Origin of the sequence: Bradyrhizobium sp. 147 (assembly GCF_023073935.1) — a bacterium.
Lineage (GTDB): Bacteria > Pseudomonadota > Alphaproteobacteria > Rhizobiales > Xanthobacteraceae > Bradyrhizobium.
Genome location: NZ_JADPKL010000020.1, coordinates 37,485 through 63,009, shown reverse-complemented (window position 1 = coordinate 63,009; position 25,525 = coordinate 37,485). Strand labels below are relative to the sequence as shown.

Below are 25,525 nucleotides of genomic sequence, written 5' to 3'. Positions count from 1 at the left end.
GATGCGATCTCGCCACATTCGTGGAGATGGCGAAGACGGCGCACAAATTCCGCTGTCGTCCTGCCGGAGACCAGGACCCACGGCGAGTCTGTCGATCACGGCCGGAAGCAATACCGAACGACGAATCTTCGCCAAATTGCTCCCTGGGGGTAATGGGTCCTGGCTTTCGCCAGGACGACGACGGGGATTGACAGGCGCCCGGCTTGGACGACTGTTTTGTCTGCCGGACCACCGAACCCCCAAAGAGAAGTGCAATGCAGACGACATCGGTCGACGCCATCAGGATCGCCACCAAGGGCCCCGGCGACGTGTCCGGCCTCATCAGTATGATCAGCTCAGGCGCGATCGATCCAAGCGAGATCCTCGCAATCCTCGGCAAGACCGAGGGCAATGGCGGCGTCAACGATTTCACGCGGGAATATGCTGTGGCCGCGTTGTGCGCGGCGCTTGCGCCGCGGCTCGGCCTGCCTCCAGAGCAGGTCGAGCAGCGCATCGCGTTCGTGATGTCGGGCGGCACCGAAGGCGTGCTCAGCCCACATATCACGGTGTTTACGCGGCGCGACGTCGAGGGGCGGCCGGCGGGCATGTCCGGCAAGCGCCTGAGCATCGGCATGGCACACACCCGTGATTTCCTCCCCGAGGAGCTCGGCCACTCGGCACAGATTACCGAGACGGCGAAAGCCGTCAAGGCGGCGATGGCGGATGCCGGCATCACTGACTCTGCCGACGTTCATTTCGTGCAGATCAAGTGTCCACTGCTCACCAGCGATCGCGTCGAAGCGGCCAACGCTCGCGGCAACAAGACGGCGACGGCCAGCGCCTATGGCTCGATGGCCTATTCGCGCGGCGCCTCCGCGCTCGGTGTCGCGGTCGCGCTCGGCGAGATCGCGCCTGACGTCCGCGACGAGGACGTGCTGCGGCGCGATGATCTGTTCTCGTCCGTTGCCTCCACTTCGGCCGGAATCGAGTTGATGCACAACGTCGTCATCGTGCTCGGCAACTCCTTGTCTTCAGCAAGCGCGTTCGAGATCGGGCATGCCGTAATGACCGACGCGATCGATGCCCCGGCGGTGGTGTCGGCGCTGAACAGCGTCGGGCTCGGCGTGGCGCCGCAGGCAAAGACGGGTCGCGAGCTGGTCAACATCTTCGCCAAAGCCGAGGCTTCGCCGAACGGCAGCGTGCGCGGCTTTCGCCACACCATGCTGGAAGACACCGACATCAGCGCCACCCGCCACGCCCGCGCTGCGGTTGGCGGCCTGATTGCGGGACTCGCCGGCACCGGCGCCATCTACGTCTCCGGCGGGGCCGAGCATCAGGGACCGCCGGGCGGCGGGCCGGTTGCAGTGATCGCGCGACTGTCGGATTGAGACGATCGGCAGCTCTGCGCCTCCACCTCTCCGCCCCATGCAACCCTGCCCCCCGCGCCGGCTCAGTTGATTCACGAAGGTCCTTGCGAAAGGAAAGATGGCGCCGCATCAAGAGGATTTTGCCGACATGACTTTGCCGATGAGCTGGAATGAATGGGCGCAGCACGACGGCGTGGCGCTGGCCGCGCGCGTCCGCAACGGCGAGCTGACGGCGAAGGAACTGGCGCGGCAGGCCGCGGCGGGCGTCGCCAAGGTCAATCCGGCGCTGTCGGGCGTGGTCGAGCTGTTCGAGGACCTGATCGCCGATCCCGCCAAGGACGGCGCCAACCTCTCCGGCCCGTTCGCAGGCCTGCCTTTCCTGATGAAGGATTTGGGACCGACCATGAAGGGCCGCCTCCAGGAGATGGGTTCGCTCCTGATGCGCGGCAATCGCGCAGCCGCCGACACCTTCCTGACCGGCAAATTCCGCCAGGCTGGCCTCAACCTGATCGGACGTACCACGACGCCGGAATTCGGCGTCTGCAGCTCGGCCGACAATCCCGCCGTCTATGTCACGCGCAATCCCTGGAATACCGACTACACCACTTGCGGATCGTCGGCCGGCAGCGCCGCGATGGTCGCGGCCGGCGTGGTGCCGATCGCGCATGCAACCGACGGCGGCGGCTCGATCCGCATTCCCGCCGGCGTCAACGGCAATATCGGGCTCAAAGTGTCGCGTGGCGTGTTCTCGCTCGCACCGCACATGTCCGATCTCACCGGCCTCGTCTCGATCCAGGGCTGCCAGTCGCGCAGCGTGCGCGACACTGCCGCCTTTGTCGATCATGCAAGGGGACCTGCCCCCGGCGAGTTCATGCCGTTCTGGACCACGGCGCAGCCCTATTCCGAGATGATCAAGCGCGATCCCGGCAAGCTCCGCATCGCGCTATCGCACACCTGGGGCGATTACACTGCAACGTCGCACATCGCCACCGAGCTGGAGAAGACCGGCCGCTTCCTCGAAGGGCTCGGCCATCACGTCGATTATGCGCTGCCCGAACTCGATTTCCGCGCTGCGTTCGCGGCGCAGACCACCTGCTACATCTCGAACTTTGCGGTGTTGATCTCCAACATGCTCGCCGCGCGCGGGCTGGAGAAGCCGCCGGAAGATCTGATCGAGCCCATGAACATCCGCATCTGGGAAGCCGGCCGACACACAAGCTTCGCCGAGCGCGCGAAGATGCAAGGCGTCTTCAACACGACCTCCCGCGGCTTCGGCGCTTTCTTCGAGCAGTGGGACGTGATCCTGACGCCGGTCACCGCGCTGCCGACGCCGAAGGTCGGCACCAAGGAATATCTCACGATCTCCGACAATCCCGACGTGCTCGACTGGTTCGGCAATCTCTGGCGCAATTTCGCCTTCACGCCGCTCGCCAATCTCTGCGGCATCCCGGCGATCTCGCTGCCAATGGCGACCCACGAGCACGGCCTGCCGCTCGGCATCCAGGCCATCGCCAAGCAGGCCAATGACGGGCTCTTGCTGCAACTCGCCGCCCAGATCGAGCGCGCGCTCGACGGCAAGTGGAACGGCGGCAAGAAGCCGAAGGTGCATGTGGGCTGAAGGATCGGCGATCGCATTGAGATGCGATCGCCGATGTTGGAGCACTCTTAGCCAACACCTCGCGCGATCGCTTTGTCGGCGCGCGCGCGCGAGACGCCATGCTCCGCGAGCAGACGTGCCGCGGGACTTCGTGTTTCGGCGAACAAGGCAACAAGCGCATTGGCGCGAGTGACCGCCGCATGGCCCACCTCCTGAGCGTGGAATGCGGCACGCCGGTCGACGCGCTTGAACGCGGCGGTGGGCTCGGCGCTTCCGGCCTCGATCACGGTGTGTTTGAGCTCGTTGTCGAGATATTGCACGAGGCTCTGCCTCAGCTTGCCAAGATCGGCGTAGCAGGCGAGCATCACGGCGGACGCGTTCGCATCTTCGATCAGGGCGAGCAGCAAATGCTCAAGCGTCGCGTATTGATGGCGACGCCGGTCAGCGAGATCGAACGCCAGCCGCTTCGTGGCCGCGTAATTTGCCGAAACCGGACGTTGCGACTGGTCAAGCAGCGCTTCGATGCGCTCAAGCCGCGTCATGGGATCGAGCGTCGCCAACAGCTCGTATTTCTCGCTGACAGGCAGCTTCATCCGCGTGGCGACGGTATCGGCGATCTGTCCGGGATCACGGGTTGAATCAAAGAACAGCCAGATGTCCGGCACGAGAATTCCGTGAACCGCCGTGTAATCCTGGAAGCGCTGATAGATCCTTCGGATCAGATCCCGCGCGTCGCGAGTCGCTCCCTCGCTGATGGCAGTGACTTCGGCCTGATACGCGACCGATTCAACGGCAAAGCCGCGTAGCGCGACACGCCTAAGTCCTCGGGTCAACACCCTGAGCGTGCCGTCGCGGAGTGCTTCAAGCTCAAGCAACTGAGCTAGGCGCCGATCTCGTAGACATCCGCAAGGCCCGGCTCGTCGACCGCCGCCTCACGCTGGATCGCCACCACAACCTCCCGCCCACCTTCGAACGCCTGATTCAAGGCCTGGATCGTTCTCTCGCGTCCCACGAACAGCGGGTAGGTCTCGTTCGGAAACGGAACGAGATCGCGCAACGGAATGGCCGGATAGAACGCCGTTGTCGCCGTGAGCTTCGCAGCCGGCGCAACCGTGTCACGGCGCTCGGCCTGAAGCACCGCCGACAACGTGTTCCAGTCGGCGACGCCCAGCATCCTCGACACCAGTTCGAGGCTCTCGCTGTGACTGATGGTGACGGTCTTGGTGGTCAGGGATTCGCGCAGGGTCTGCGCCATAGCCTTGGCATCGCGAAAATCGCGCATGGGTTCGTCCTCTGCATGAGCGATCCAGGTGTGTCAGGTAGTTGCGTTGCTGACCCGGTCGCTCGGGCAAAGGGGGCCGATCAGGGCTCGATACATTCACCGTTCCACGGAGGGCGCAACCGGCAGGTTGTATCAACCTGCGCGAAAGGTGGCGCAAAGACAAATTGATGTCAATCGCGATCTCAATTCTTCACCGCCGGAATCTCCTCCTGCGGCTGCTGCTGGCCCTGCTTGTACATCGCCAGCGCCTTGTCGAGCGCTTCGCGCAGGGCAAGCGCCGCGGCCACGCTGCAACGCAGGTGCGCGGTCTGGACCACGTCGACCCTGACTGCGGCGCCGACCGGCATCAGGAGATTCGCGGCAAGCTCGATCTGGATCGCGCCGTTATGATGGCCGAAGCAGGAGGCGCCGTCGAAATAGATGATCGGGGCCCGCTCCGAGCTGGAGGTCGAAATGGTGACGGGCCCCTGGGCGGTCGAGGGTGTTTCGGGGTCGGTCATGAGCGCTCCTTGCGGATAGGTCGAACGAACGAAGCACCCACCATCGTCGCTTCGGCCGCCTCTGTCGAGACCAAACCGGCCTTGCGGGAGCGTGCGAAGGTTACATGCGGGTTTTGCGCGGTGCGCGGCACTGGTCTAGAACGTCGCTATGCCTAGCTCATCGACCGCGCTTCCCTTCGAGGAACTCGCCGAGGCCATCAAGGGCCGGCGCTCCGATTACGGCCATATCAGCGGGCTCCAGCTCGACCGCTTCGCGCCCGGCGAGGCCTGGTCCAGCCTGCCTTACCGTCCCGTCTTCGTCGGCGACACCGAGACCGGCGTTCTGCATGGCGGCGTCGTCACCGCGATGCTGGACGAGAGCTGCGGCATGGCGGTGCAGCTCGCGCTCGACGGCACGCGCGCGATCGCGACCCTCGACCTGCGGATCGACTATCAGAAGCCGGCAACGCCGGGCCTCGATATCAAGGCGCATTCGGTCTGCTACCGCACCACACGCTCGATCGCCTTCGTCCGCTCCACCGCTTACCAGGAGTCCGAAGACGATCCGGTGGCGACCGCGACCGCCTGCTTCATGATCGGCGCCAACCGCACCAACATGCTCGCCGACCGCAGAATGGATTCGCGCAGCATTCCGACGCTCGAGACGCCCGAGGATTCAGATGGTCCGTTCGCGAACAGCCCGTTCGCGCGCTGCCTCGGCATTCGCGTTAACGGAGACGCCACGCTGACGATGCCGTTCTCGCCGAAGATCGTCGGCAATCCGATCCTGCCCGCGATTCATGGCGGCATGACCGGCGCTTTTCTCGAAACCACCGCGATCGTCGGCGTGGCGCGCGAGCTCGGCATTGCGGCGCCACCCAAACCGATCGGCCTCACCGTCAACTATCTGCGCTCGGGCCGGGCGCTCGACACCTTCGCCGACGTATCGATTGTGAAGCAGGGACGGCGCATCGTCGCCTTCGAGGCGCGGGCCTGGCAGGACTATCCGGACAAGCCGATCGCCACGGCCTTCGGTCATTTCATGTTGCGGCCAACGCCCGGAAGTGACGAGGAATAGGCGTATTTCACTTGACGGGCGGGGCGCAGGACACAACGATATCGCGTTCCCGCGGGAGATATTGAGTTGCGGCATCCGCTCGACATCGTCGCCATGTTCGCCGCACTCTGGCTGCTGGCATCGATGGTGCTCGACGCGCTGACGCCGAAGGAGCTGACGGCGGTGATGATCGCCATTGCGATCGGGCCTGCCATCGTCGTCACTGCCGTGTTCTATTATCTGCGCTGCCCACGGACGGATTTCGCGGTGATGTTCGCCGCGCTCTGGCTGATCTCGGACGTTGCCATTGCCTTCATCTCGCCGAAGGCGCTGCCGCATTTCCTGATCGTGCTCGGCTTCGTGCCGGCGCTGCTGATCGGCACCGTGCTGCACTGGCAGCGCTTCCAGCACCGTCACGAGCGGCTACCGGTGCCGTCAGCCAAGCGCAGTTAACGCGGCAGCAGATTCGTCTTGGCAAGGTCCAGCACCTCGTCGCCACGACCGTTCATCACGGCGCGCAGCACCCAGAGGCTGAAGCCCTTGAGCTGCTCGGGCGTGATGGTCGGCGGCATCGACAGCTCCTGCTTGGCGGTGACTACGTCGAGCAGCGCCGGCCCGTTATAAGCCAGCATCTCCTTCATCGCGCCGGGCAGCTCGCCGGGGTCTTCGACGCGTTGGGCAAAGATACCCATCGCGCGCGCCATCGCTGCGAAATCAGGATTCTCCAGATCGACATTGGTGTCGACGAAGCCCGCGGCCTTCATCTCCAGCGCGACGAAGCCGAGCACGCCGTTGTTGAAGACGACCACTTTCACCGGCAGCTTCATCTGCGTCAGCGTGATCAGATCGCCCATCAGCATGGTGAAGCCGCCGTCGCCCGACAGTGAGATCACCTGGCGGCCGGGCTGGGCGGCCTGCGCGCCGATCGCCTGCGGCATGGCGTTGGCCATCGAGCCGTGCACGAAGGAGCCGATCAGCCGACGCCGGCCGTTCATGTCGAGATAGCGCGCGGCCCACACCGTGGGCGTGCCGACATCGGCGGTGAACACGGCATCGTCGGACGCATGGTCGCTGATGACTTTTGCCAGATATTGCGGATGGATCGGCTTGGCTCCCGGCGTGCCCCTGGCGAGTTGGTCGAGACCCTCGCGCGCCTTCTTGTAGTGCGCGATGGCATCGTCGAGATGCCTGCGCTGCGTCTTGGTCTTCAATAGCGGCAGCAGCGCCTCGATGGTCAGCTTGACGTCGCCGACGAGGCCGAGATCGATCTTGCAGCGCCGGCCGAGATTTTCGGGGCGGATGTCGATCTGCGCGACCTGGCAGTCGGTCGGGAAGAACTGCTTGTAGGGGAAGTCGGTGCCGAGCATAACGAGCGCGTCGCAGGCGTGCATGGCCGCGTAGCCCGAGGAAAACCCGATGAAGCCGGTCATTCCGACGTCGTAGGGATTGTCGTATTCGACATGCTCCTTACCACCGAGCGCGTGCACAATCGGGCTCTTGAGCGTTTCGGCAAGCTGCATCAGCGGCGCATGCGCGCCGGCGCAGCCACGGCCGCAGAACAAGGTGACGCGTTCGGCACCGTTCAAGAGATCCGCGAGCGCTTGCAACTCACCCGTCTGTGGCACGACCTTCGGCGCTGCCGGCGTAAGCCCGCGCGTCGTCGACAGCGCGCGCTTCGGCGGACTGCGGAAAGCGACATCGCCGGGCATGGCGACGACGGCGACACCGCGCAGGCCGACCGCCGCACGGATCGCATTCTCCAGCACGTAAGGAAGCTGGCTGGGATCGGAGACCAGCTCGCCATAATGGCTGCATTCGCGGAACAGGTTTTGCGGATGCGTTTCCTGGAAATAGCCGCCGCCGACCTCGGCCGAGGGGATCTGCGCCGCGATTGCCAGCACCGGAACGCGACTGCGATGCGCGTCGAACAGGCCGTTGATCAGATGCAGATTGCCGGGGCCGCAGGAGCCGGCGCACACCGCAAGGCTTCCCGTCATCTCGGCTTCGCCGGCGGCGGCAAACGCCGCGACCTCTTCGTGCCGGACATGGATCCAGTCGATGGTGCCGCGGCGGCGCAGCGCCTCGGTGAGGCCGTTCAGGCTATCGCCGACGATGCCATAGATGCGCTTGACGCCGGCCTGTTCGAGCGTCGCCACGAACAGATCGGCTACGTTGTTGATTGCCATGTCGGTCTCCTGAACTCGCTGGTGCAGCAAGATAGGATAACGCAGGACCGTGACGGCATCACGGCTTGTTTATTGGCGGCTCAGGCTTGCGCAATCGCCCGATCGTACGCCGCGATCGTCAACTTTGCGCGAGCGGCAACGTCCGTCGCCGTCATGCCGGGCTTGTAGAGGCTTGAGCCGAGCCCGAACGCCGTCACGCCGCCCTTGATATATTCGGCAAAATTCTGGTCGGAGACACCACCGACAGCGGCAATCATCACGCCGGCCGGCAGCACGGCGCGGATCGCGGCGATGCCGGATGCGCCGAGCACGCTCGCCGGAAAGAACTTCAGGCTCGAGGCGCCGGAGCGCGCCGCCAGAAGCGCCTCGGTCGGCGAGAACACGCCGGGCATCGTCACCATGCCGTGCTGATGCGCGCGCGCCAGCACCCCGGTATCGACATTCGGCGAGACCATCAGCTTGCCGCCGACTTCGTTGAGACGATCGACGTCTGCGGCCGTCAGCACAGTGCCGGCGCCAATCAACACGCCGGCGGGCGCGAGCTTCACAGCGGTGGCAATCGAGCGGAACGGATCTGGCGAGTTCAGCGGGATCTCGATTGCGGTCACGCCGGCCTCGATCAGCACGCCGACGATCGCCTCGGTCTCCTCCGGCTTGACGCCGCGCAAGATCGCGACCAGCGGACGCTTCATCGGCGGAAAGGCAACGCTCATTTCAAGATTCCTCTCATTTCATCCAGATCGCGGCGGCCGCCATCGAAAGACCGCGGCGAACCGCTTCATCGGCGTCAATCGGCTGCACGGTGACTGCCAACGCCTCGAAGGCGAGCCGGTACAGCATCGCGAGCCGGCCGGAGGCAATCAGCTTGACGCCAGCTTTCGGGACGGCCCCGGAAAGGCCCGCTGCGAGCTCGACGCCAATGAGGGTACCCGATACCGTTTCGCGGGCCGCGGCCGGCGTGCCGCCGAACAAGAGCTGCCGCGAGCGCGCGGTGAACAGAAGATTGGCGGCGAAGGCCGGTGCCTTGAATGCAGCAACCACCGCCGCCTTGAAGCTTGCGACGTCCTCAACGTCATCGGCGCCGGCGACCGCGAGCGACAGGATCGTCTCGCGCGAGACGACACTGAAGAGCTCGCCGGTCATGAAGGTCGAGAAGTGCTCGACAATGCCACCCTTCACGCGGACCCATTTCGAATGCGTGCCGGGCATGCAGACCAGCGCCTCGCCGGCGGCATCGAGGCCGAGCGCGCCGAGCAACTGCGTCTCCTCGCCGCGCATCACGTCCGGCTTGTTTGCATCGCGCTGCGCGATGCCCGGCAGGATGCGGATGTCGCGCAGCTCGCCGGGCACAAGCGCAGCCTGCTTCAGGATGGCGGCAAGTGGCGCCGGCGTGTCGACATAGCCGGCCTCGACCCAGCCCGTCTTGGCACCGGCCATGCCGCAGACGAGAACCGGCAGATGAGCCGGCGCTTCGAGCGTCGCAAGATGCGATTGCAGCACGGCAGGGAAGCCGGTCTTGGCCGCAGCCAGCATGCCCTCGCCGCTGCGGCGTTCCGCCAGCACCTGACCGGCACGATCGATCAGCCAGAGCCGAAAGCTGCTGGTGCCCCAGTCCACCGCGACGTAGGCGGGTTCGGTCATTCGAAACTGTCCTCGTCTTGCGGCTAAGACGTCGTCTCGCGACATGAGACGACATGTTGCAAGTCTGTGCCGAGATACCGGCTATTGCGAGGGCAAACCAGCCCTTTCTCACTGATTTGAGGCCCCACCGCGCTGGCACACCGCTTGCTGAAGCTTCGCCACTCAGCTCCGCCAACGCGCAACAAGACGCGTCAACATCAGATGAGGAAACCCATGGAGATCGGCTATTTCACGATGCCTTCGCATCCGCCGGAGTGCGGCCTGAAGGAAGGGAACGACTGGGACCTGCAGGTCATGCGCTGGCTCGACGAGCTCGGCTATCAGGAGGCCTGGGTCGGCGAGCACCACACCGCTCCCTGGGAACCCAACCCGACGCCGGATCTTCTAATCGCACAGGCGCTGATGCAGACCAAGAAGCTTCGCATCGGCCCGGGCGGCTTCCTGCTGCCCTACCATCACCCGGCCGAGCTCGCCAACCGCGTCGCGATGCTCGATCATCTCTCCGAGGGCCGTCTCAATTTCGGCGTCGCGGCGAGCGGCCTGCCGAGCGACTGGGCGATGTTCAACGTCGACGGCATGAGCGGACAGAACCGCGACATGACCCGCGAGGCGTTGGAAATCATCCTGAAGCTGTGGACCGAGCCGGCGCCCTTCACCCACAAGGGCAAGTTCTGGACGGTGACCAAGCCTGACACGATGTTCGACTTCCTCAAGCCTCACATCAAGCCGTTCCAGGCGCCGCATCCGCCGATCGGCGTCGCCGGGCTTTCCAAGAATTCCGACACGCTAAAACTGGCAGGCGAGCGCGGATTCATTCCGATGAGCCTCAACCTCAACCCGGCCTATGTCTCGAGCCATTGGGATTCGGTCGAGATCGGCGCCGCCAAGACCGGACGCAAACCGAACCGACAGGACTGGCGGCTGGTGCGAGAGGTGTTCGTTGCCGATACCGACGAGGAAGCCTGGAAGCTCTCGACCGGCGACATGATGGGCCGGATGATGAGCGAATACTTCCTGCCGCTGCTCGGCCATTTCGGCTTCAAGGACTACCTCAAGCACGCGCCTGACGTGCCCGACAGCGACGTCACCGTCGAATATTGCGCCAAGCGGAACTGGATCGTCGGCTCGCCGGCGACCGTCGCCGAGAAGATCGAGAAGATCTACGACGAGGTCGGCGGCTTCGGCGTCCTCTTGGTGTTCGGCTTCGACTACAAGCACAAGGCCGAAGCCTGGCACCGTTCGCTGTCGCTGCTGAAGAACGAGGTGATGCCGCGCCTGACGCATCTCGGCTCCGCGCGCAAGGCGGCTTGACCAGGTATGGGTGCGGCGCGATCGTGCCGCACCCACCCAATCTCGGAGATTTCCGCGTGACGGTCGACGCCAAGGATTTCAAGCAGGCGATGCGCCAATGCGCCGGCGCGGTTGCGCTGGTGACGGTCGGCGCCCAGCACGGCAAGCGCACCGGACTGACCGTGACCTCGGCCTGCTCGCTCTCCGACAATCCGCCGTCGCTGATCGTCTGCGTCAACCGTAGCGCCAGCGCACACGGGCGCATTCGCGAGGAAGGCGCATTTGCAATCAACTTCCTGCACGAGGATCACGCCCTGCTGGCGCTGACTTTCAGCGGCCAGAAAGGCGTCAACGGCGACGACCGCTTCGCTTTCGGACAATGGACGCGAGGCAAGACCGGCGCGCCGGTGCTGACGGACGCGGTCGCGGCGTTCGACTGCGTGCTGGCGCAGGAGTTCGAGACGAAGACGCATTCGATCTTCATCGGCGAGGTGCGCGGCGTGTCGCATGCGGATGGCGCCAAGCCGCTGGTCTATCTGCGCGGTAATTTTCACAGGCCGCAGGAGATCCGCGAGGGCGTGACGATCGGCGACCTCGATGCACGGCATCTGAGCTGGACGGATTTTTCGTGACGGCGGCAGAGGCGGCGTGCTCTCTCGCCCCGCTTGCGGGAGCGACTCGTTTTTTCGACGCTACTGCGTCGTCTCGATCTTCAGCAGCTTGATCTTGCGATAAAGCGTCGCGCGGCTGAGCTTCAGCGCGCGTGCTGCCTCGGTGACGCGACCACCCTGCCTGCGCAGCGCCTCGACGATCGTGGCGCGCTCGGCCGCTTCGAGATCCGGCTCCGCCTTTCCGAACCGCGGCAAATCGAGATCGGCATCGGTGATGACACCGTCCTCCGCGGTGCAGCCGGCAAGCCGCAGCACGTGGCGGAGTTGGCGCATATTGCCGGGGAACGGATAGGCCACGAGCTGCGACCAGGCTTCATCCGAGAGTGGGCAGTTCGGCGCCTCCTCGCGTGCAATATGGCGGATGACGTCGTCGCGGTCGGCGCGCTCGCGCAACGCCGGCAATCGCACCTCCATGCCGCGCAGGCGGAAATAGAGGTCGGCGCGGAAGGCGCCCTCCTCGGCCATGCGGCCGAGATCGCGATGGGTGGCGCTGATCAGGCGGATGTCGACGGCGACAGGCTTGAGCGCGCCGAGCGGCCAGACCTCGCGGTTTTCCAGCACGCGCAGCAAGCGGGTTTGGAGCGCGATCGGCATGTCGCCGATCTCGTCCAGGAACAGCGTGCCGCCATCGGCCTGCACGATCAGGCCTTTCGAGCCGTCGCGCCGCGCACCGGTGAAGGCGCCGGCCTCGTAGCCGAACAGCTCGGCGTCGATCAGGCTCTCCGGCATCGCCGCGCAGTTCAGCGCGACATAATTGTTGCGCGCGCGGTTGCTGGCCGCATGAATGGCGCGCGCGAACACGTCCTTGCCGACGCCGGTCTCGCCATGCAGCAGCACCGGCAGATTGTGGTCACTGATGCGCCTGAGCCGTTTTACGCTTCTGATCAGTCCGGGGTCGCTACCGGCGAGCCGGTGCAACGCGTCGAACCGATCGACGGAGCCGTCGCCGCGCGGGGCCGGCCGACGCGCCCTCGCGCGCAACGGGGGCGCGACACGGCCCCGGCCTAACGGACTGCCGTCGGCGCGGCGCAACTCGACGATCTCGTCCGCGCCGCGCGCTGCGTGACGAACGAACCTGACATAGCGTGATAGATCGATGCCGGACGCGATCATGCCGTCGGTTAGGCCCAGCAGCGCACGCGCAGAACGGCAGGCGCCGACGATGCGCCGATCATCGTCATAGGCGAGCAGGCCGCGGCCGCCGTCTCCAGGCACGGTCGCAACCCAGGCGTCGCGGAAATGACCGCGGAAGATCGCGTCCTCCATTCGCCGCGCCGCAGCCATCGTCACCGCGAGCGCAAGCTGATGCGAGGCGCGGCTGAGGTCATCACGACACGACGTGATGTTGACGGCGCCAGCAATGCGACCCGCTTGGTCGAACAAGGGCGTCACCGCGCAGGAAAAAATGCTCCACTGTTCGCGAAAATGCTCGTCCCGATGCACCAGGATCGATTTCTGCTCCGCAAGGCAGGTGCCGAGTCCGTTGGTGCCTTCGAAGGCCTCCGAAAAGTTGGAGCCGGTGTAGACCTTCCAGCGCAGGAAGATGTCGGCGTCGGCCTCGCCCGGCAACCGGCTTAACAGCATGGTTGCGCTCGCGTCCGCGAGATTGACGCAATAGCCAGCCTCGCGCAGCACCGTGGCGAGATCGTCGAGCTCGGGCGTTGCGAGCCTGATCGTCTCCTCCATCGGCTCGGCAACGTGACGGATCTCGGCTTCGGTCAGCGTCTGCGGCGGCCCGCGGCGGGCGGGATCGAGCTTGTGATTGACCAGGCAGCGCCGCCAGGAATTGGCAATCCGCGAAGAGGCATCGACGTCCGCCAAGCGGTCAGTAGCCTGATTGGCGACGGACAAGACACGGGCGACATGGTTCGAGGCCGAAAGGCTGGCCATCGCGGACGTCTCCACCCTGTATTTTGCGCAAAGTCTGGCACCGCGGGCGGGGATGTCAATCGGGAACCGGGAACGCACGCGGCGCAGTCAAAATTGCTGCACCGCGCTCACCACGTATCGATGCACGGCCGCTTCTTGCCCGTCCGCGCGGGCGGCTTTGGCACTGAGCGCAGGCCCGCCATGATCCAGCGCCGCGTCTCGGCGGGGTCGATGACATTGTCGATCTCGAACACGGAGGCAATCGAAACTGCCTTGCCGTTGGCATAGAGCTCGGCGACCTTGTTGCGGTAGTAGGTCTCGCGCTCTTCGGGATCGGCGATCGCCTCCATCTCCTTGCGGAAGCCGAGACGGACATAGCCCTCCAGCCCCATGCCGCCAAACTCGCCGGTCGGCCAAGCCGCGGTGAAGAACGAGGCGTGGAAGCCGCCGCCGATCATCGACTGCGCGCCGAGCCCGTAGCCCTTGCGCAGCACGATGCCGAATAAAGGCACTGTGAGGCTGGCTCCGGTCACGAACATGCGCGAGACGTGGCGCACGATTGCGGTCTTCTCCGCTTCCGGGCCGACCATGAAGCCGGGTGTGTCGCAGAGCGAGACGACGGGCAGATCGAAAGCGTCGCAGAGCTGGAGGAAACGCGCGGCCTTGTCGCCGGCATCGGCATCGATCGCGCCGCCGAGATGGCGCGGATTGTTGGCAATCAGGCCGAACGGCTTGCCTTCGATGCGGATCAGCGCGGTGATCATGCCGACGCCGTAGTCGCGGCGCAGCTCCAGCATGGAGTCCTTGTCCGCGACGAGCTCGGTCACGCGGCGGATGTCGTAGACGCGAAGACGGTTTTCGGGGATGGCGCGGCGGAGCAGGCGCTGGTCGGCGGCTTCCCAATTCGACACCGCGCCCTGGAAATAGGACAGGTATTTCTGCGCAACGCGCGTTGCCTGCTCTTCGTCTTCGACGAGGATGTCGATGACGCCGTTCGGCGCCTGGAACGAGACCGGCCCGACCTCGGCCGGATGATAGACGCCGAGCCCGCCGCCCTCGATCATTGCCGGGCCGCCCATGCCGATCGAGGCGTTCTTGGTCGCGATGATGACGTCGCAGCAGCCGAGCATCGCAGCATTGCCGGCGAAGCAATAGCCGGAGACGACACCGACTACGGGCACGAGGCCGGACAACCTTGCGAACTGCACGAAGGACGGCCCGTCGAGGCCGGTCATGCCGAGCCGGTCAGTGTCGCCGGGCCGGCCCCCGCCGCCTTCGGCGTAGAACACCAGCGGCACGCGCCAATCCTCCGCCAGCGTCAGCATGCGGTCGATCTTCTTGTGGTTCATGTGGCCCTGCGTACCCGCGAGCACGGTGTAGTCATAAGCCACGACGATGCAGCGCCCGCCTTCCGGGCCGAACTTTTCGGCGTTGACGGTGGCAACGCCCATGACGAGGCCGTCGGCCGGCGTGTTCTTGATGAGATCGTCGAGCTTGCGCCGGCGGCGCTGGGCCGCAATCGCCAGGCTGCCATACTCCATGAACGAGCCGGGGTCGACGAGCTGGGCAACGTTCTCGCGCGCGGTGCGCTGGTTGGTGTTGCGGCGGCGTTCGACCGCGGCAGGGCGGTTCTCGTCGAGCGTATTGGCCTGACGCGCGATCAGCTCCGCGAGGTCGGGACGGATGTGATCGAGATCGATGTCGGCTTCCGCCGCCGTGCTATCCGCCGCAACGTCGAGCGGTTCCAGAAAAAGAATCGGCTCGCCATGCATCAGCGTGACGCCGTCGGCGACAACGAGCTTCATGACCCGGCCGCCTTGCTCGGCCATGACGAGGTGCTCCATCTTCATGGATTCGATCACGGCGAGCTGCTGGCCGGGGCGGACGATCTCGCCTTCCTTCACCTGGATAGTGACGATGGTTCCCTGCAAGGGGGCCGCGACCATCACCGCCCCTTCAGGCACGACTTGCGCGACGTTCGCCTCGGCGCCGTGAGCGCTGCTTCGCTCGGCCGCAGCAAAGTACAGCGGCTTTGCAGCACCGTCGGATGCGTCCACGAGCTTGCCGATATTGCGGTCGATGAAATCGGTCGCGATGCGGTTGGTCCTGAAATCGGGATGCGCAAGCACGGCCTGAAGAAAGGCGATGTTGGCGACGACGCCGTCAATTCGGAACTCGCGCAAGGCACGCGAGGCCTTCGCGACCACGTCGTGCCAGGCATCGACCGGCGTATGCACGATGACCTTCGCCAGCAGCGAGTCGAACGCCGCGCTGGTCTTATAGCCGGCATAGCCAAAGCTATCGACGCGAACGCCGGGCCCTGACGGCGGCTCGAACACGGCGAGCACGCCGCCGGTCGGGTGCGTCGCCCCCGTTTCGTCCAGCGTCTCCATGTTGATGCGAAGCTGCATGGCATAGCCGCGCGGCTTCGGAATATCCACTTGCGCAAAGCCGATCGAGGCGAGCGTCGCACCTGCGGTGACCGCGAGCTGAGCGCGGACGAGGTCGAGGCCGAGCACCTCTTCCGTCACGGTGTGCTCGACCTGGAGCCGCGGATTGGCCTCGATGAAGGCAAAGCTGTCGTCGGCGCTGCCATCGACCAGGAACTCGAACGTGCCGAGATTGTCGTAAGAGGCGGCCGCGGCGAGCTGCTTCGCCGCCTCGATGATGCGGCCGCGCAAGCCATCGCTCAGCGAGGGACTCGGCGCGACCTCTATCAGCTTCTGATGCCGGCGCTGGATGGTGCATTCGCGCTCCCACAGGTGAGAGATCGCGCCGAAGCGGTCGCCGATGATCTGCACCTCGATATGGCGCGCCTGCCGGATCAGCCGCTCGGCATAGACGCCGTCGAAGCCGAACGCCGCCTTGGCTTCGGACTGGCAGCGCGCATAGGCTTCCGCGAGATCGGCGGCGTTGTCCACGACGCGCATGCCGCGACCGCCACCGCCGGCCATCGCCTTAATCACGATCGCCGCGTCGCCGCCGAGCGAGGCGAAGAAGGCTGTGATCTCCTCCAGTGACGACGGCCCGCTGGTGCCCGCGATGATCGGCACACCGCAGCGCTTCGCCAATTGCCGTGCCGCAACCTTGTCGCCGAACAGCTCGAGCGCTGCCGGCTTCGGCCCGACGAAAGCGACGCCCGCGTCAGCGCAGGCTGTTGCGAATGCCGCGTTCTCACTGAGGAAGCCGTAGCCGGGATGCACGGCATCGCAACCGGCCGCTTTCGCCGCCGTCACCACCGCGTCGATGTCGAGATAGGCCCGCGCACCACGGCCGGCGATCTCGATCGCTTCGTCGGCAACACGCACATGCAGCGACAGCGCATCGTCAGCGGGGTGGATCGCAACCGTCATAATGCCGGCATCGGCCGCGGCGCGCGCGATGCGGATGGCGATCTCGCCGCGGTTGGCGATCAGGAGCTTCTTGAACGACATGCAACGGTCTCCTTGCCCGCGAGGCCAGGCGCGGGTCGGCAGGTTCGAAGATCCTGCTTCTTCACTTTAACCGCAGCCGTCAAGAGCGAGAAGGACGGCCGCAATGACCGCTCCCGCAGGCCGGAATTTCGATCTAGTCGCATGCGCCGTGACGAGGCCAATAGTCCACGTCACGGCAGACGGATCGGCGACGATCAGGCCGCCCGCACGCCCGCAACGAAGACGCTGACCTCGTTCTCCAGCGATTGCAGCTTCTGCGTCAGTCGGCCGCTCGATTGCAGCACGAGACCGGCGGCTTGGCCTGTCGCCGCCGTGGCATCGGTGACGCCGGCGATGTTTTGCGAGACCTGGTCGGTACCGGCGGCCGCCTCCTGCACGCTGTGGGCGATCGCCTGGGTCGCAGCGCCCTGCTCCTCGACCGCGGCTGCGATCGACGAGGAGATCTCGTTGACTTCCATGATGGTTTTGCGAATGCTCTCGATGTTGCCGACCACCTGGTTGGTCTCGGCCTGGATCGCGGTGATCTGCGCTCCGATCTCGTCGGTCGCCTTCGCGGTCTGGCTCGCCAGCGATTTCACTTCGCTCGCGACCACCGCAAAGCCCTTGCCGGCTTCGCCGGCCCGCGCTGCCTCGATGGTGGCGTTGAGCGCGAGCAGATTGGTCTGCGAGGCGATCTGATTGATGAGGTCGATGACCTCGCCGATCTTGTGCGCGGCAGCGGCCAGTCCCTGCACGGTGTCGTTGGTGCGCTGACCATCGGCGGCGGCCTTGTCGGCCACGCTGGCGGCCTGCGCGACGCGCTGGCTGATTTCGGCGATCGAGGACGACAGTTCGCCGGCGGCCGAGGCCACCGTCTGCACGTTGCTCGAGGCCTGCTGGCAGGCGGTGGCGACGAAGCTCGCGCGGTCGGTCGCCTTGTTCGCGGTCTCCGACATGCCCTGCGCAGCCTGCTGCATCGCGCGCGCCTCGTTGAAGACATCGCGCACGACGGCCTGAACGCTTGCCTCGAACTTGCCGGCAAGATCGGCCATCGCCCTGCGCTTCTCGTCGTCGGCCTTCTGCTTCAACTCTTCCTGCTCGGCATGCATCCGGCTGACCGCCGACGCATTGTCCTTGAATATGGCGAGCGCCTTGGCGAGCCCGCCAACCTCGTCGCGGCGATCGGTGTAGGGCACATCGAATGAGCTATCGCCGGCGGCGAGCCGCTCGGTCAGCCCGGTGATCCTGGCCAGCGGCCGGGTGACGCTTCGCCCGATCAGGAAGGAGGCGCCGAGGACCAGGACCAGCACGGCGAGACATAAATAGCCGAAGGTCATCGCATTCTGGCGGAAGACGGCGTCGACATCGTCGAGATAGATGCCGGTCCCGATGATCCAGCCCCAGGGCGCAAAGCCCTTCACATAGGAGATTTTCCCGACCGGCTGGTCGAACCCGGGCTTCGGCCAGAGATAGCCGTAGAAGCCCGCGCCCTGCTTGTTGACGACGTCGACGAAGCCCATGAACAGGGCGTTGCCCGCGGGATCCTTCATCCCGGAGAGGTCCTTGCCGTCGAGCTCGGGCTTGATCGGGTGCATGACCATCTTGGGGGCCATGTCGTTGATCCAGAAATACTCGACCTTGTCGTAGCGCAGGCTCTTGATTTCAGCCATTGCCCCGGCCTGGGCCTGCTCGCGCGAGAGTTTTCCTTCGCTCTCGAGCTTCTGGTAATGCGCCAGGATGCCGTAGCCGACATCCACCATGTGCTGCGTCTTGGCCTGGCGGTCGGCGATCATCTGCGCGCGCAGGGTGGATAGCGCGAGCGGCACCAGCGCGACCATGCCGAGGAGGCTGATGCCGACAATCAGGACCAGCTTGAAACTGATGCGGGAGAAAATCATCGGTGCTCGCAGGAATTGGAAGGGCAGATATGCCAGTTTATCCTGCGCTCCTTAGCAAAGCTTTAAGCATTGGTTTCCCAAGTCCCCGCAAAATTGCGTAGGGACGAGTGCAGGTGCACCGCCCGGCTTCGCGGGCCTGCAAAGCTGGCTGCATCCGAGATTGAAGCTTCTCAAATCTAGAAGACCTCGATATCGCCCCTGCGAACGTTGACTTGCAGAGGGCTCTGGCAGAACCATCGGCGCAGATGATCAACGCCAGCCATGGCGTGAGCACAGCCGAAGGCCGGAGTCTCAATGCATCAATCGACATATACCGGGTCCCTCAACCTTCCCGCGCTGAGCGCGGCGGAGCGGCTCTTCATCTGGGGATTTCGGGCGAAAGCACGCAGCGGAAGCGCCGTCCCGACTGCGGCCGAGATCAAGCAGGTGTACGACCATTTTCGCGTCGGCGATGCGGTGCCCTCACTGGAATCCATCATCGAGATCTTTGCGTGCATGGCGCATACGGCGATCGAAGTGCATTGCCCCACCTGCCCGCGCATGTCCGATAGTGAGCACGGAATCCTGCGGGCGATTGCCGCGACCCAGCAGGAGCGCATCGACGTCGCGCGCGAGCAGTTCGAGTGCTGGCTGCCGCCGGAGGGAGCCGATTGGGCGCTGGCGCCGGTGCGCGGGCTTGCAACGATCTTCCGCATGGCAGGTCTCATCCTGCCCGACCGGCACGTCCGCTCATTCGCGCATGATCGGACGATGGCTATGAAAAGCTGGTTTGTGGGCAGTCCGACGCTGCACTGACGTTGTGCTGACATTTTGACGGCTTCTAGTCGCATCCGGAGCGGCCTTGCGCTATCAACGTCGCCATGGAGAGGCGGAGCTCGACGCCTTCCATAAAACCTCCAGACGATCCCGGCGCGACCACCGCTGGGATCGTCGTTTGTCGCATATCCACCTAGCCACACTTCTTACCCAGCACGAGGTCGATTGTGTGGGCGGCGATCTTGCGCAATTGCGGCTCGTCGCCGAATGCACGTTCGAGCACGGCGAGACCGCGCGTCACCGTAACGATGTGCAGGGCTGCGGCGGCGGGGTTGCCGCTGAACTCGCCACGTTCGGCGCCCGCTGACAGCGTATCCTGGACCAGAGCAGTGATGCGCGAGACGAGGCTTGCAAAAGCCTGACGCGCCTCCTCATCCAGCCCTTCGCCTTCGGCCGCGCCGAGCTCCATCAAGCCACGCGTGGTCGGACATCCCCGCGGGGGAGAGCCCGAGCGGAAGTTGCTGATGGTCAAGTCGAAGAACGCGGCGAGGCGTTTGCGCAATGAGCCCGCGCCGAGCGCCTTTTGCAGGACGAGGAGATAATCGCCTGCGTAGCGTTCATAGGCTTGCAAGAACAGCGCCTCCTTGCTGCCGAACGCATTGTAGAGGCTGCCGCGCTGGACGCCGGCATCACGCGCGATGTCCGACAGCGATGTGCCGCGCACACCCTTGCGCCAGAACTGCTCGAACGCGATGCGCAGGACGTCGTCGTGGTCGAACTCGCGCGGTCTCAATGGCGATCCTCTTTCACTGCCGGTCCTGACTTGGCCGATAGTATTTGACAAGGTGTCAAGAACGTGATTTTTTGACACTACGTCAAAAACAAATTGATCGCCAGCTTCGTCTATGCGCGGCCCGCTAGCAGGCGGTCGCGCCGAAACCAAAAAGGGAATCCCCATGCCTCTGCTCCACATCTCGATGCGCGCCGGCAAGCCGGAAGCCTATCGGCAGGCGATCCTCGACGGCCTCTACCGCGCGATGCGCGAGACGCTGAACGTGCCCGAGGGCGACCAATTCATGACCATCAGCGAGCTCGCGCCCGCGAATTTCCGCTGCGGCAACGCCTACGGCGTCCAGCGCAGCGATGACGCCGTGCTGATCCAGATCACGGTGTTCGCCTCGCGCACCGCAGAGCAGAAGACGGCGCTGTATCGCCGCATCGCGGACCTGCTCGGAGAAAGCCCGGGCATCCGGCCCGCGGACGTGTTCGTGAACGTGCTCGATGCGCCCAAGGAGAATTGGTCGGTCGGAAACGGCATCGCGCAATTCGCCTGATGTGGTACGAGCTGCAGCTTCAGCCTGCAACGCACGCCTCCATGATTCCATCCAGCTCCGCCTTCGTGAGCACCCCGAGCTCGGCGATGAAAACGATCCGTGCTCGCGGCGCGCCTGGGGCCGGCGCTTCACCCGGCGCCAGCGTGGCGCGGCCGGCGGCGAATTGAAACACCATCAGGCGGCCGGGCTGCTCGATGGTCTCGAACAGACCTTTGGCGCGCGCCAGCTTTGGCGCAAGGCGGCTGATGGCCTGCTGCAAACGCGGCAGCGAGATGGGCTGCTCCGAGGTCCAGCTCAGCGTCTCGAAGCGCTCCTCGGCGGGACGTTTCGGCCCTGGCTCGCGCAGCGCAGGCGCGCGATCTACGTTCGCGGGGAACAGCAGCGCGGCAGGAATCTCGCCATGGTTCGCATCGACCACCGCGGCAGGGACGCGCTGTGCCCGGATGGCCTCGCGCATGCGCAGCCCTGCGCCGGCATCCGCCAGATCCAGCTTGCTCAGCGCCACGATATCGGCAACGCGCAACTGCGACCGCTGGAGCGCATCCTCCAGGGCGGCCGGCGGCGCCGTCGCATCCAGCACGCAGAGCACCGTCTCCAGCGGCGCCTCGCGCAGGATCACCGGATCCATCAGATTGCGCACAATGTCGGCGGGATCGGCGACGCCGCTGGTCTCGATGACGATATATTCGGGCTTAGGATCGCGCCGCAGCAACGTCGACAGCGTGCGCAAGAGATCTCCTTCGAGCGAGCAGCAGATGCAGCCGTTGGCGAGGCTGACCACGCCGTCGCTCGCACCGGCGATCAACTCCGCATCGATGTTGATCGCGCCGAAATCGTTGATAACGGCGGCGATGCGTCGCCCGTCCGCATGCGCCAGCAGATGGTTGACGACCGTGGTCTTGCCCGCCCCCAGAAAGCCCGTCACCAGGAGGATGGGGACCGGCATGAATCAGCTCCCGATGGCGGGCCGGCGCACGGGGCGGCCAGGCCGCGCCGCCACGTCCAGCACGCCATCACTGATCAGCGGCTCGCCGCTGACGATCAGATGCCGCACGCCCTCGGAGGGGCGGTTCATCGCCGTGAAGGTCGCGCGGTCCGAGAGCTTCTCGTAGTCGAACACGACGATGTCGGCATCCGCGCCCCTATCGAGCCGGCCCTTGGCGCGCATCGCCGGCGTGCTCTGCGACAATATCTCCGCGGGGATCAGCGCGCATTTGCGCACGCCTTCGAGCAGCGACACCGTCTTGCGCTCACGCACCCATTCGCGGATGAATTTCGTGAAGCAGCCGGCCGAGCGTGGATGCGAGGTGGCATCATCCGGCAGGGGCCAGGCATCGCCGGTGTAGGTCGAGCCGTCAGGCAGCGTCCACGGCATCGCGTCGGAGGCGATCGCGCCGCCGGGATACAGCACCGAGAGGTCGAGCAGGTCGCGGTGATGCGCATTGTTCTCGGTGTCGAGGATGTGCCAGAGCACCAGCGAGGACGGCTCTTCGGCCTGCGCCTTGAGCAACTCCTCGCGGTCGCGAAAGCGATGGCCATCAGTCACCCGCTGTACCGAATCATAGCCGGTGCCGTTGCGCTCGACGAACTCGGGATCGCTGAAGAAGGCGGCGGCGAGCACGGTCGAGCCGGTGCCGTAAGGATAGGCCTCAACCGTGATCGGCAGGCCCTGCACCTGCGCCTTCTCGACCAGCACGCGGCAGCGCTCGATGTCGGTCTTGCTCGATGAATTAAAATGGCAGATGTGCATGTGCGCGCCGGTGGCGCCGGCATAGCCGATCAGGCGGATATAGGCTTCCGCCGCGCTCTCAGGATCGATGCGCGACATAAAGGCGACGTGGGTGAAGGTCGGCACGTCCTTTGCAGCCGCGAGCTGGCAGACCGCAGTGAGCTCCTGCACCCCGGCGCCGGGCGCATAAGCGTTCAAGATGCCGATGCCGATGCCGCCCTCGTTGAGGCCGCGCGAAAGGCGATCGAGGATGCCGGCGACCTCCGCATCGGTCGCGACGTTGTCGATCCAGCGGCGGTCGCGCATGGCATTGCCGAAAGCCTCCAGCGAACTCTCCGCATTAGAGCCCGTCATCGCGCCGATGCGCGCAAATGCCCAGTTAGCGGCGGCGCCGTAATTCAGCACGCGCCCCTTCCTGGCCTGGCGTTCATACCAGGATGCGACCGGCAGCACGCCCGCCTCGAGATCGAGCGTCGTCGTCACGCCGTCGAAGGCCTGCATGCGGTCGGCCGGGACCGACTGGCCATGCGCGTGCAGATCGATGAAGCCGGGCGCGACCACGAGGCCGGTCGCGTCGATCACCCGCTCGGCGCTGCCGAGCGAGGCGCCGACCGCGGCGATCCTGCCGTCCACCACCGCAACGTCGCCGATGGCGTCCATTCCGCTGGCGGGATCCACCACCCGACCGCCAGAGATCACCAAGCCGCTCATGTCGAAACTCCTCCGCGCTGATATCGCATCAAGGCAGATTCCGCGGGCAACGACCACCTCCACCGAGGCCGACGCATCATGCTTCCACGGAAGGTCGTTGACAGGAGATCACGGACGCGCGCTTGCAGCCGCGCGGCATGTTGTGCCCGAGCTGTGCTCTCCTCTTCAACCCTCTCGGAGGAAAGGGCGCAGGGAAGACCGGGCGCCGGCTGGCACCCATAAGACCCCTGCGCTGAACGAATGCACACGCAATGCACAGGGGAGACACAGGGCAGCCGAAACCAGGCCTTCCCTGCGCGATGGTTTGACGGCCTATGCCGCGCTCTCCCGGGAGCCGAATTCGTTCTGGCCTCCCTCGCCCTCGCAGAAGTCACGGACACCGCGCCGGTTGACGCCAACGCCGCATCCGCAAGAGCTTGACCGTAGCAACGACGGCCAGGACCACACGGTTTCGCCGTACGCGAGCCATCCGGCTCCGCCAAAAGGCCTCGCCGGACATGGGCGCCGTCCGTCTTCGCAGGACGTGCCATGCTCACGAGGTTCATCTCGCCCTGCACGCACAAGCCCGCCTTTAACGCCGCCCGCGTCCACCGCAACTCCAGCCCGCGTTCGTGACGACGTACGACCGCCCCTTTGGTGGGCTGGAATGGGCGACACATACGACAAATCCGAATTTCGGTAAAGTGGAATATTTTTGCAAGGAAGGCTTGACGCCAATTTCGCTGTTTTGCCCGACGTCAGTGGGTCCCATCCGAGCCGCCGCCGATACCGCGCGACGGCCCGGCAATTTTTACGACCGGCGCTAGGTTGCTATGCCGCAAGGGTGTCGGCCGGTCATCATTGAAACGACGCCAGCCGGTTCCAGAACTTCACGGGACGGCTCGCACGTCCTGCGGCGGCGGACGCGAACGCCATGATCATACAGCCAATCGCGAAGCGGCTCCGCCGTCTTCTCGCCTCCATTGTCATTCAGGGAGCTAGCCGGGGCGGCGTTACGGTGGGCAAAGTTCCCAAAGGTTCCTGTGATCATCCGACGTCTCCTGCAACGCGACTCGCATCATGCTGTTTCCCGCCGCGCTCTGCTCGGCGGATTTGTGTCGGCAGGGAGTGCCCTCGCGCTCGGCGGATGCGCCGGCTTGGGTGCGACCGGCGCGCGCTTCGACGCCTCGTCCCTTTCTATCGACCCCACATTGCTTGTTACCACCACGCGCAAGCCCGTGAGCGGCGGTCGCACGAAACCCTGGTTCGGGCCGGAGCGCGCGACCAGCATGACGGTCGCGCGGGCGAAGCTGGTGGCGCCGGACGAAAGCCGTCTTTCTCTTGCCTCTGTTGGACTTGGCGATTGGCGCGTGGATCGGGTCGAGCCGGTGTCGGCCGACCTTGCCGATCTCGTTGCGCAGGCCGGCGGAGGAGACGTGCTGATCTATGTGCACGGCTTCAAGCAGACATTCGAGACGGCGGTGCTGGACGGCGCCCATCTCTCCGATGGGATCAAGTTCCGCGGCCGGACCATGGTGTTCTCCTGGCCCTCCAAGGCAGGATTGTTCGACTATGCCTATGACCGCGACAGCGCGATGTGGTCTCGCGACGATTTCGAACGCGTGCTCTCTGCGCTGGTGTCGGCTCCAAGCGCCGGTCGAGTGCACATCGTTGCGCACAGCATGGGAACCATGCTGACGCTCGAAAGCCTGCGTCAGCTCTATGCCCGCTACGGCGACACCGTTGCGAGCAAGATCGGCTCGGTCGTGTTTGCCGCGCCTGATATCGACATGGACGTATTCTCGTCGGCGATCCAGCGCATCGGCCCGCTCGCCGGCAAGATCACCGTGATTGCTGCGACGAACGATCGCGCATTGGCGCTGTCGGGACAAATCGCAGGTGGAATGACGAGGGTCGGCGCCGCCGAAAAGGCCGCCATCGCGCGGCTTGGTGTGCGCGTGATCGATGCCTCCCAGGAAGGCTGGGGCATCGTCAACCACGACCTGTTTCTATCGAATGCGGAAGTGCAGCGGGTGATCCGCCGCTCGATCGACGGCACGACCGCGTAAGGGCGCGCCGTGCCAAGCCACATGAAGAGCTTGCTCAAGCGCTCGTTGCGGCTTCGAGCCGTAAAAACGGCCGATTTTGGAGTGCCCAGCTCGTAGGCAAATGGCGCTCCCTAGGGGAATCGAACCCCTGTTTCAGCCTTGAGAGGGCCGCGTCCTAACCGCTAGACGAAGGGAGCGTGAGGGTTAGCCAATAACCTCGAAATTTGTCCGCCGCAAGG

21 protein-coding genes and 1 tRNA gene are annotated in these 25,525 nt (G+C 65.2%); 9 read left to right on the top strand and 13 right to left on the bottom strand.

Features of this window, described 5'->3' with window-relative positions:
• Positions 1 to 254 precede the first annotated feature (254 nt).
• Both IVA87_RS04685 and IVA87_RS04680 read left to right on the top strand, forming a co-directional pair.
• Positions 255 to 1,367: a ring-opening amidohydrolase gene (locus IVA87_RS04685; RefSeq protein ID WP_247307353.1), complete on the top strand. Its 1,113-nt coding sequence runs from the start codon at positions 255 to 257 to the stop codon at positions 1,365 to 1,367.
• A gap of 127 nt (positions 1,368 to 1,494) precedes the next feature.
• Positions 1,495 to 2,964, top strand: a complete 1,470-nt coding sequence (locus IVA87_RS04680; RefSeq protein WP_247332895.1) for an amidase — start codon at positions 1,495 to 1,497, stop codon at positions 2,962 to 2,964.
• Between the two features lie 47 nt (positions 2,965 to 3,011).
• Here IVA87_RS04680 and IVA87_RS35010 read toward each other — a convergent pair whose 3' ends face one another.
• From IVA87_RS35010 to IVA87_RS04665, 3 genes are all read right to left on the bottom strand, one after another.
• Positions 3,012 to 3,776 carry an LON peptidase substrate-binding domain-containing protein gene (locus IVA87_RS35010; RefSeq protein WP_253075108.1) on the bottom strand — a complete coding sequence of 255 codons (765 nt, stop codon included), beginning with the start codon at positions 3,774 to 3,776 and terminating at the stop codon, positions 3,012 to 3,014.
• A 47-nt stretch (positions 3,777 to 3,823) separates the two neighbouring features.
• Positions 3,824 to 4,225: an LON peptidase substrate-binding domain-containing protein gene (locus tag IVA87_RS35005; protein WP_253075107.1), complete on the bottom strand. Its 402-nt coding sequence runs from the start codon at positions 4,223 to 4,225 to the stop codon at positions 3,824 to 3,826.
• 182 nt (positions 4,226 to 4,407) lie between these two features.
• Positions 4,408 to 4,725 carry a hypothetical protein gene (locus IVA87_RS04665; protein WP_247307357.1) on the bottom strand — a complete coding sequence of 106 codons (318 nt, stop codon included), beginning with the start codon at positions 4,723 to 4,725 and terminating at the stop codon, positions 4,408 to 4,410.
• A 148-nt stretch (positions 4,726 to 4,873) separates the two neighbouring features.
• Here IVA87_RS04665 and IVA87_RS04660 point away from each other — a divergent pair, with 148 nt between their 5' ends.
• Both IVA87_RS04660 and IVA87_RS04655 read left to right on the top strand, forming a co-directional pair.
• Positions 4,874 to 5,782, top strand: a complete 909-nt coding sequence (locus tag IVA87_RS04660; protein ID WP_247307360.1) for a PaaI family thioesterase — start codon at positions 4,874 to 4,876, stop codon at positions 5,780 to 5,782.
• A gap of 66 nt (positions 5,783 to 5,848) precedes the next feature.
• A complete protein-coding gene (locus tag IVA87_RS04655; protein ID WP_247307363.1) occupies positions 5,849 to 6,214 on the top strand; it encodes a hypothetical protein in 366 nt (121 codons plus the stop codon).
• Here the strand turns inward: IVA87_RS04655 and poxB are convergent.
• The 3 genes from poxB to IVA87_RS04640 form a co-directional block, all read right to left on the bottom strand.
• A complete protein-coding gene (gene poxB / locus IVA87_RS04650) occupies positions 6,211 to 7,947 on the bottom strand; it encodes a ubiquinone-dependent pyruvate dehydrogenase (protein ID WP_247307366.1) in 1,737 nt (578 codons plus the stop codon). The genes IVA87_RS04655 and poxB overlap by 4 nt on opposite strands.
• A gap of 80 nt (positions 7,948 to 8,027) precedes the next feature.
• Positions 8,028 to 8,660: a 2-dehydro-3-deoxy-6-phosphogalactonate aldolase gene (locus tag IVA87_RS04645; protein ID WP_247307371.1), complete on the bottom strand. Its 633-nt coding sequence runs from the start codon at positions 8,658 to 8,660 to the stop codon at positions 8,028 to 8,030.
• 13 nt (positions 8,661 to 8,673) lie between these two features.
• Positions 8,674 to 9,588, bottom strand: a complete 915-nt coding sequence (locus IVA87_RS04640; protein ID WP_247332850.1) for a 2-dehydro-3-deoxygalactonokinase — start codon at positions 9,586 to 9,588, stop codon at positions 8,674 to 8,676.
• A gap of 213 nt (positions 9,589 to 9,801) precedes the next feature.
• Here IVA87_RS04640 and IVA87_RS04635 point away from each other — a divergent pair, with 213 nt between their 5' ends.
• A complete protein-coding gene (locus IVA87_RS04635; protein ID WP_247307375.1) occupies positions 9,802 to 10,899 on the top strand; it encodes an LLM class flavin-dependent oxidoreductase in 1,098 nt (365 codons plus the stop codon).
• A gap of 56 nt (positions 10,900 to 10,955) precedes the next feature.
• Entirely contained in the window at positions 10,956 to 11,510 is a 555-nt protein-coding gene (locus IVA87_RS04630; protein WP_247307377.1) for a flavin reductase family protein, read from the top strand.
• Positions 11,511 to 11,570: 60 nt separating this feature from the next.
• Here IVA87_RS04630 and IVA87_RS04625 read toward each other — a convergent pair whose 3' ends face one another.
• The 3 genes from IVA87_RS04625 to IVA87_RS04615 form a co-directional block, all read right to left on the bottom strand.
• Complete coding sequence (locus tag IVA87_RS04625) at positions 11,571 to 13,439, bottom strand: sigma-54-dependent Fis family transcriptional regulator (RefSeq protein WP_247332848.1); 1,869 nt, start codon at positions 13,437 to 13,439, stop codon at positions 11,571 to 11,573.
• A gap of 107 nt (positions 13,440 to 13,546) precedes the next feature.
• Complete coding sequence (locus IVA87_RS04620) at positions 13,547 to 16,852, bottom strand: carboxyl transferase domain-containing protein (RefSeq protein ID WP_247332846.1); 3,306 nt, start codon at positions 16,850 to 16,852, stop codon at positions 13,547 to 13,549.
• A gap of 194 nt (positions 16,853 to 17,046) precedes the next feature.
• Positions 17,047 to 18,729 carry a cache domain-containing protein gene (locus IVA87_RS04615; RefSeq protein WP_247307383.1) on the bottom strand — a complete coding sequence of 561 codons (1,683 nt, stop codon included), beginning with the start codon at positions 18,727 to 18,729 and terminating at the stop codon, positions 17,047 to 17,049.
• Between the two features lie 294 nt (positions 18,730 to 19,023).
• Here IVA87_RS04615 and IVA87_RS04610 point away from each other — a divergent pair, with 294 nt between their 5' ends.
• The gene (locus IVA87_RS04610; protein WP_247307387.1) at positions 19,024 to 19,524 is read left to right on the top strand and encodes a hypothetical protein; all 501 of its coding nucleotides are present in this window, start codon (positions 19,024 to 19,026) and stop codon (positions 19,522 to 19,524) included.
• 154 nt (positions 19,525 to 19,678) lie between these two features.
• Here IVA87_RS04610 and IVA87_RS04605 read toward each other — a convergent pair whose 3' ends face one another.
• A complete protein-coding gene (locus IVA87_RS04605) occupies positions 19,679 to 20,278 on the bottom strand; it encodes a TetR/AcrR family transcriptional regulator (RefSeq protein WP_247307391.1) in 600 nt (199 codons plus the stop codon).
• A gap of 163 nt (positions 20,279 to 20,441) precedes the next feature.
• Here IVA87_RS04605 and IVA87_RS04600 point away from each other — a divergent pair, with 163 nt between their 5' ends.
• Positions 20,442 to 20,819 (top strand): tautomerase family protein, encoded by a 378-nt coding sequence (locus IVA87_RS04600; RefSeq protein WP_247307394.1) that lies wholly within the window; start codon positions 20,442 to 20,444, stop codon positions 20,817 to 20,819.
• 19 nt (positions 20,820 to 20,838) lie between these two features.
• On the opposite strand, the gene IVA87_RS04595 is transcribed toward IVA87_RS04600, so the two are convergent.
• Complete coding sequence (locus IVA87_RS04595) at positions 20,839 to 21,765, bottom strand: GTP-binding protein (RefSeq protein ID WP_247307397.1); 927 nt, start codon at positions 21,763 to 21,765, stop codon at positions 20,839 to 20,841.
• A gap of 3 nt (positions 21,766 to 21,768) precedes the next feature.
• Positions 21,769 to 23,259, bottom strand: coding sequence for an amidohydrolase family protein (locus IVA87_RS04590; RefSeq protein ID WP_247307400.1), 1,491 nt, complete (start codon positions 23,257 to 23,259; stop codon positions 21,769 to 21,771).
• A gap of 1,022 nt (positions 23,260 to 24,281) precedes the next feature.
• Between IVA87_RS04590 and IVA87_RS04585 the strand changes: the two genes are divergently transcribed.
• Positions 24,282 to 25,307 (top strand): alpha/beta fold hydrolase, encoded by a 1,026-nt coding sequence (locus tag IVA87_RS04585; protein WP_247307403.1) that lies wholly within the window; start codon positions 24,282 to 24,284, stop codon positions 25,305 to 25,307.
• Positions 25,308 to 25,408: 101 nt separating this feature from the next.
• On the opposite strand, the gene IVA87_RS04580 is transcribed toward IVA87_RS04585, so the two are convergent.
• Positions 25,409 to 25,483, bottom strand: a tRNA-Glu gene (locus tag IVA87_RS04580).
• Positions 25,484 to 25,525 lie beyond the last annotated feature (42 nt).

Coding starts and splice junctions, on each gene's coding strand:
- IVA87_RS04685 (WP_247307353.1), top strand. CDS start 255: ATGCAGACGACATCGGTCGACGCCATCAGGATCGCCACCAAGGGCCCC.
- IVA87_RS04680 (WP_247332895.1), top strand. CDS start 1,495: ATGACTTTGCCGATGAGCTGGAATGAATGGGCGCAGCACGACGGCGTG.
- IVA87_RS35005 (WP_253075107.1), bottom strand. CDS start 4,225: ATGCGCGATTTTCGCGATGCCAAGGCTATGGCGCAGACCCTGCGCGAA.
- IVA87_RS04665 (WP_247307357.1), bottom strand. CDS start 4,725: ATGACCGACCCCGAAACACCCTCGACCGCCCAGGGGCCCGTCACCATT.
- IVA87_RS04660 (WP_247307360.1), top strand. CDS start 4,874: ATGCCTAGCTCATCGACCGCGCTTCCCTTCGAGGAACTCGCCGAGGCC.
- poxB (WP_247307366.1), bottom strand. CDS start 7,947: ATGGCAATCAACAACGTAGCCGATCTGTTCGTGGCGACGCTCGAACAG.
- IVA87_RS04645 (WP_247307371.1), bottom strand. CDS start 8,660: ATGAGCGTTGCCTTTCCGCCGATGAAGCGTCCGCTGGTCGCGATCTTG.
- IVA87_RS04640 (WP_247332850.1), bottom strand. CDS start 9,588: ATGACCGAACCCGCCTACGTCGCGGTGGACTGGGGCACCAGCAGCTTT.
- IVA87_RS04635 (WP_247307375.1), top strand. CDS start 9,802: ATGGAGATCGGCTATTTCACGATGCCTTCGCATCCGCCGGAGTGCGGC.
- IVA87_RS04625 (WP_247332848.1), bottom strand. CDS start 13,439: ATGGCCAGCCTTTCGGCCTCGAACCATGTCGCCCGTGTCTTGTCCGTC.
- IVA87_RS04620 (WP_247332846.1), bottom strand. CDS start 16,852: ATGTCGTTCAAGAAGCTCCTGATCGCCAACCGCGGCGAGATCGCCATC.
- IVA87_RS04615 (WP_247307383.1), bottom strand. CDS start 18,729: ATGATTTTCTCCCGCATCAGTTTCAAGCTGGTCCTGATTGTCGGCATC.
- IVA87_RS04610 (WP_247307387.1), top strand. CDS start 19,024: ATGCATCAATCGACATATACCGGGTCCCTCAACCTTCCCGCGCTGAGC.
- IVA87_RS04600 (WP_247307394.1), top strand. CDS start 20,442: ATGCCTCTGCTCCACATCTCGATGCGCGCCGGCAAGCCGGAAGCCTAT.
- IVA87_RS04595 (WP_247307397.1), bottom strand. CDS start 21,765: ATGCCGGTCCCCATCCTCCTGGTGACGGGCTTTCTGGGGGCGGGCAAG.
- IVA87_RS04590 (WP_247307400.1), bottom strand. CDS start 23,259: ATGAGCGGCTTGGTGATCTCTGGCGGTCGGGTGGTGGATCCCGCCAGC.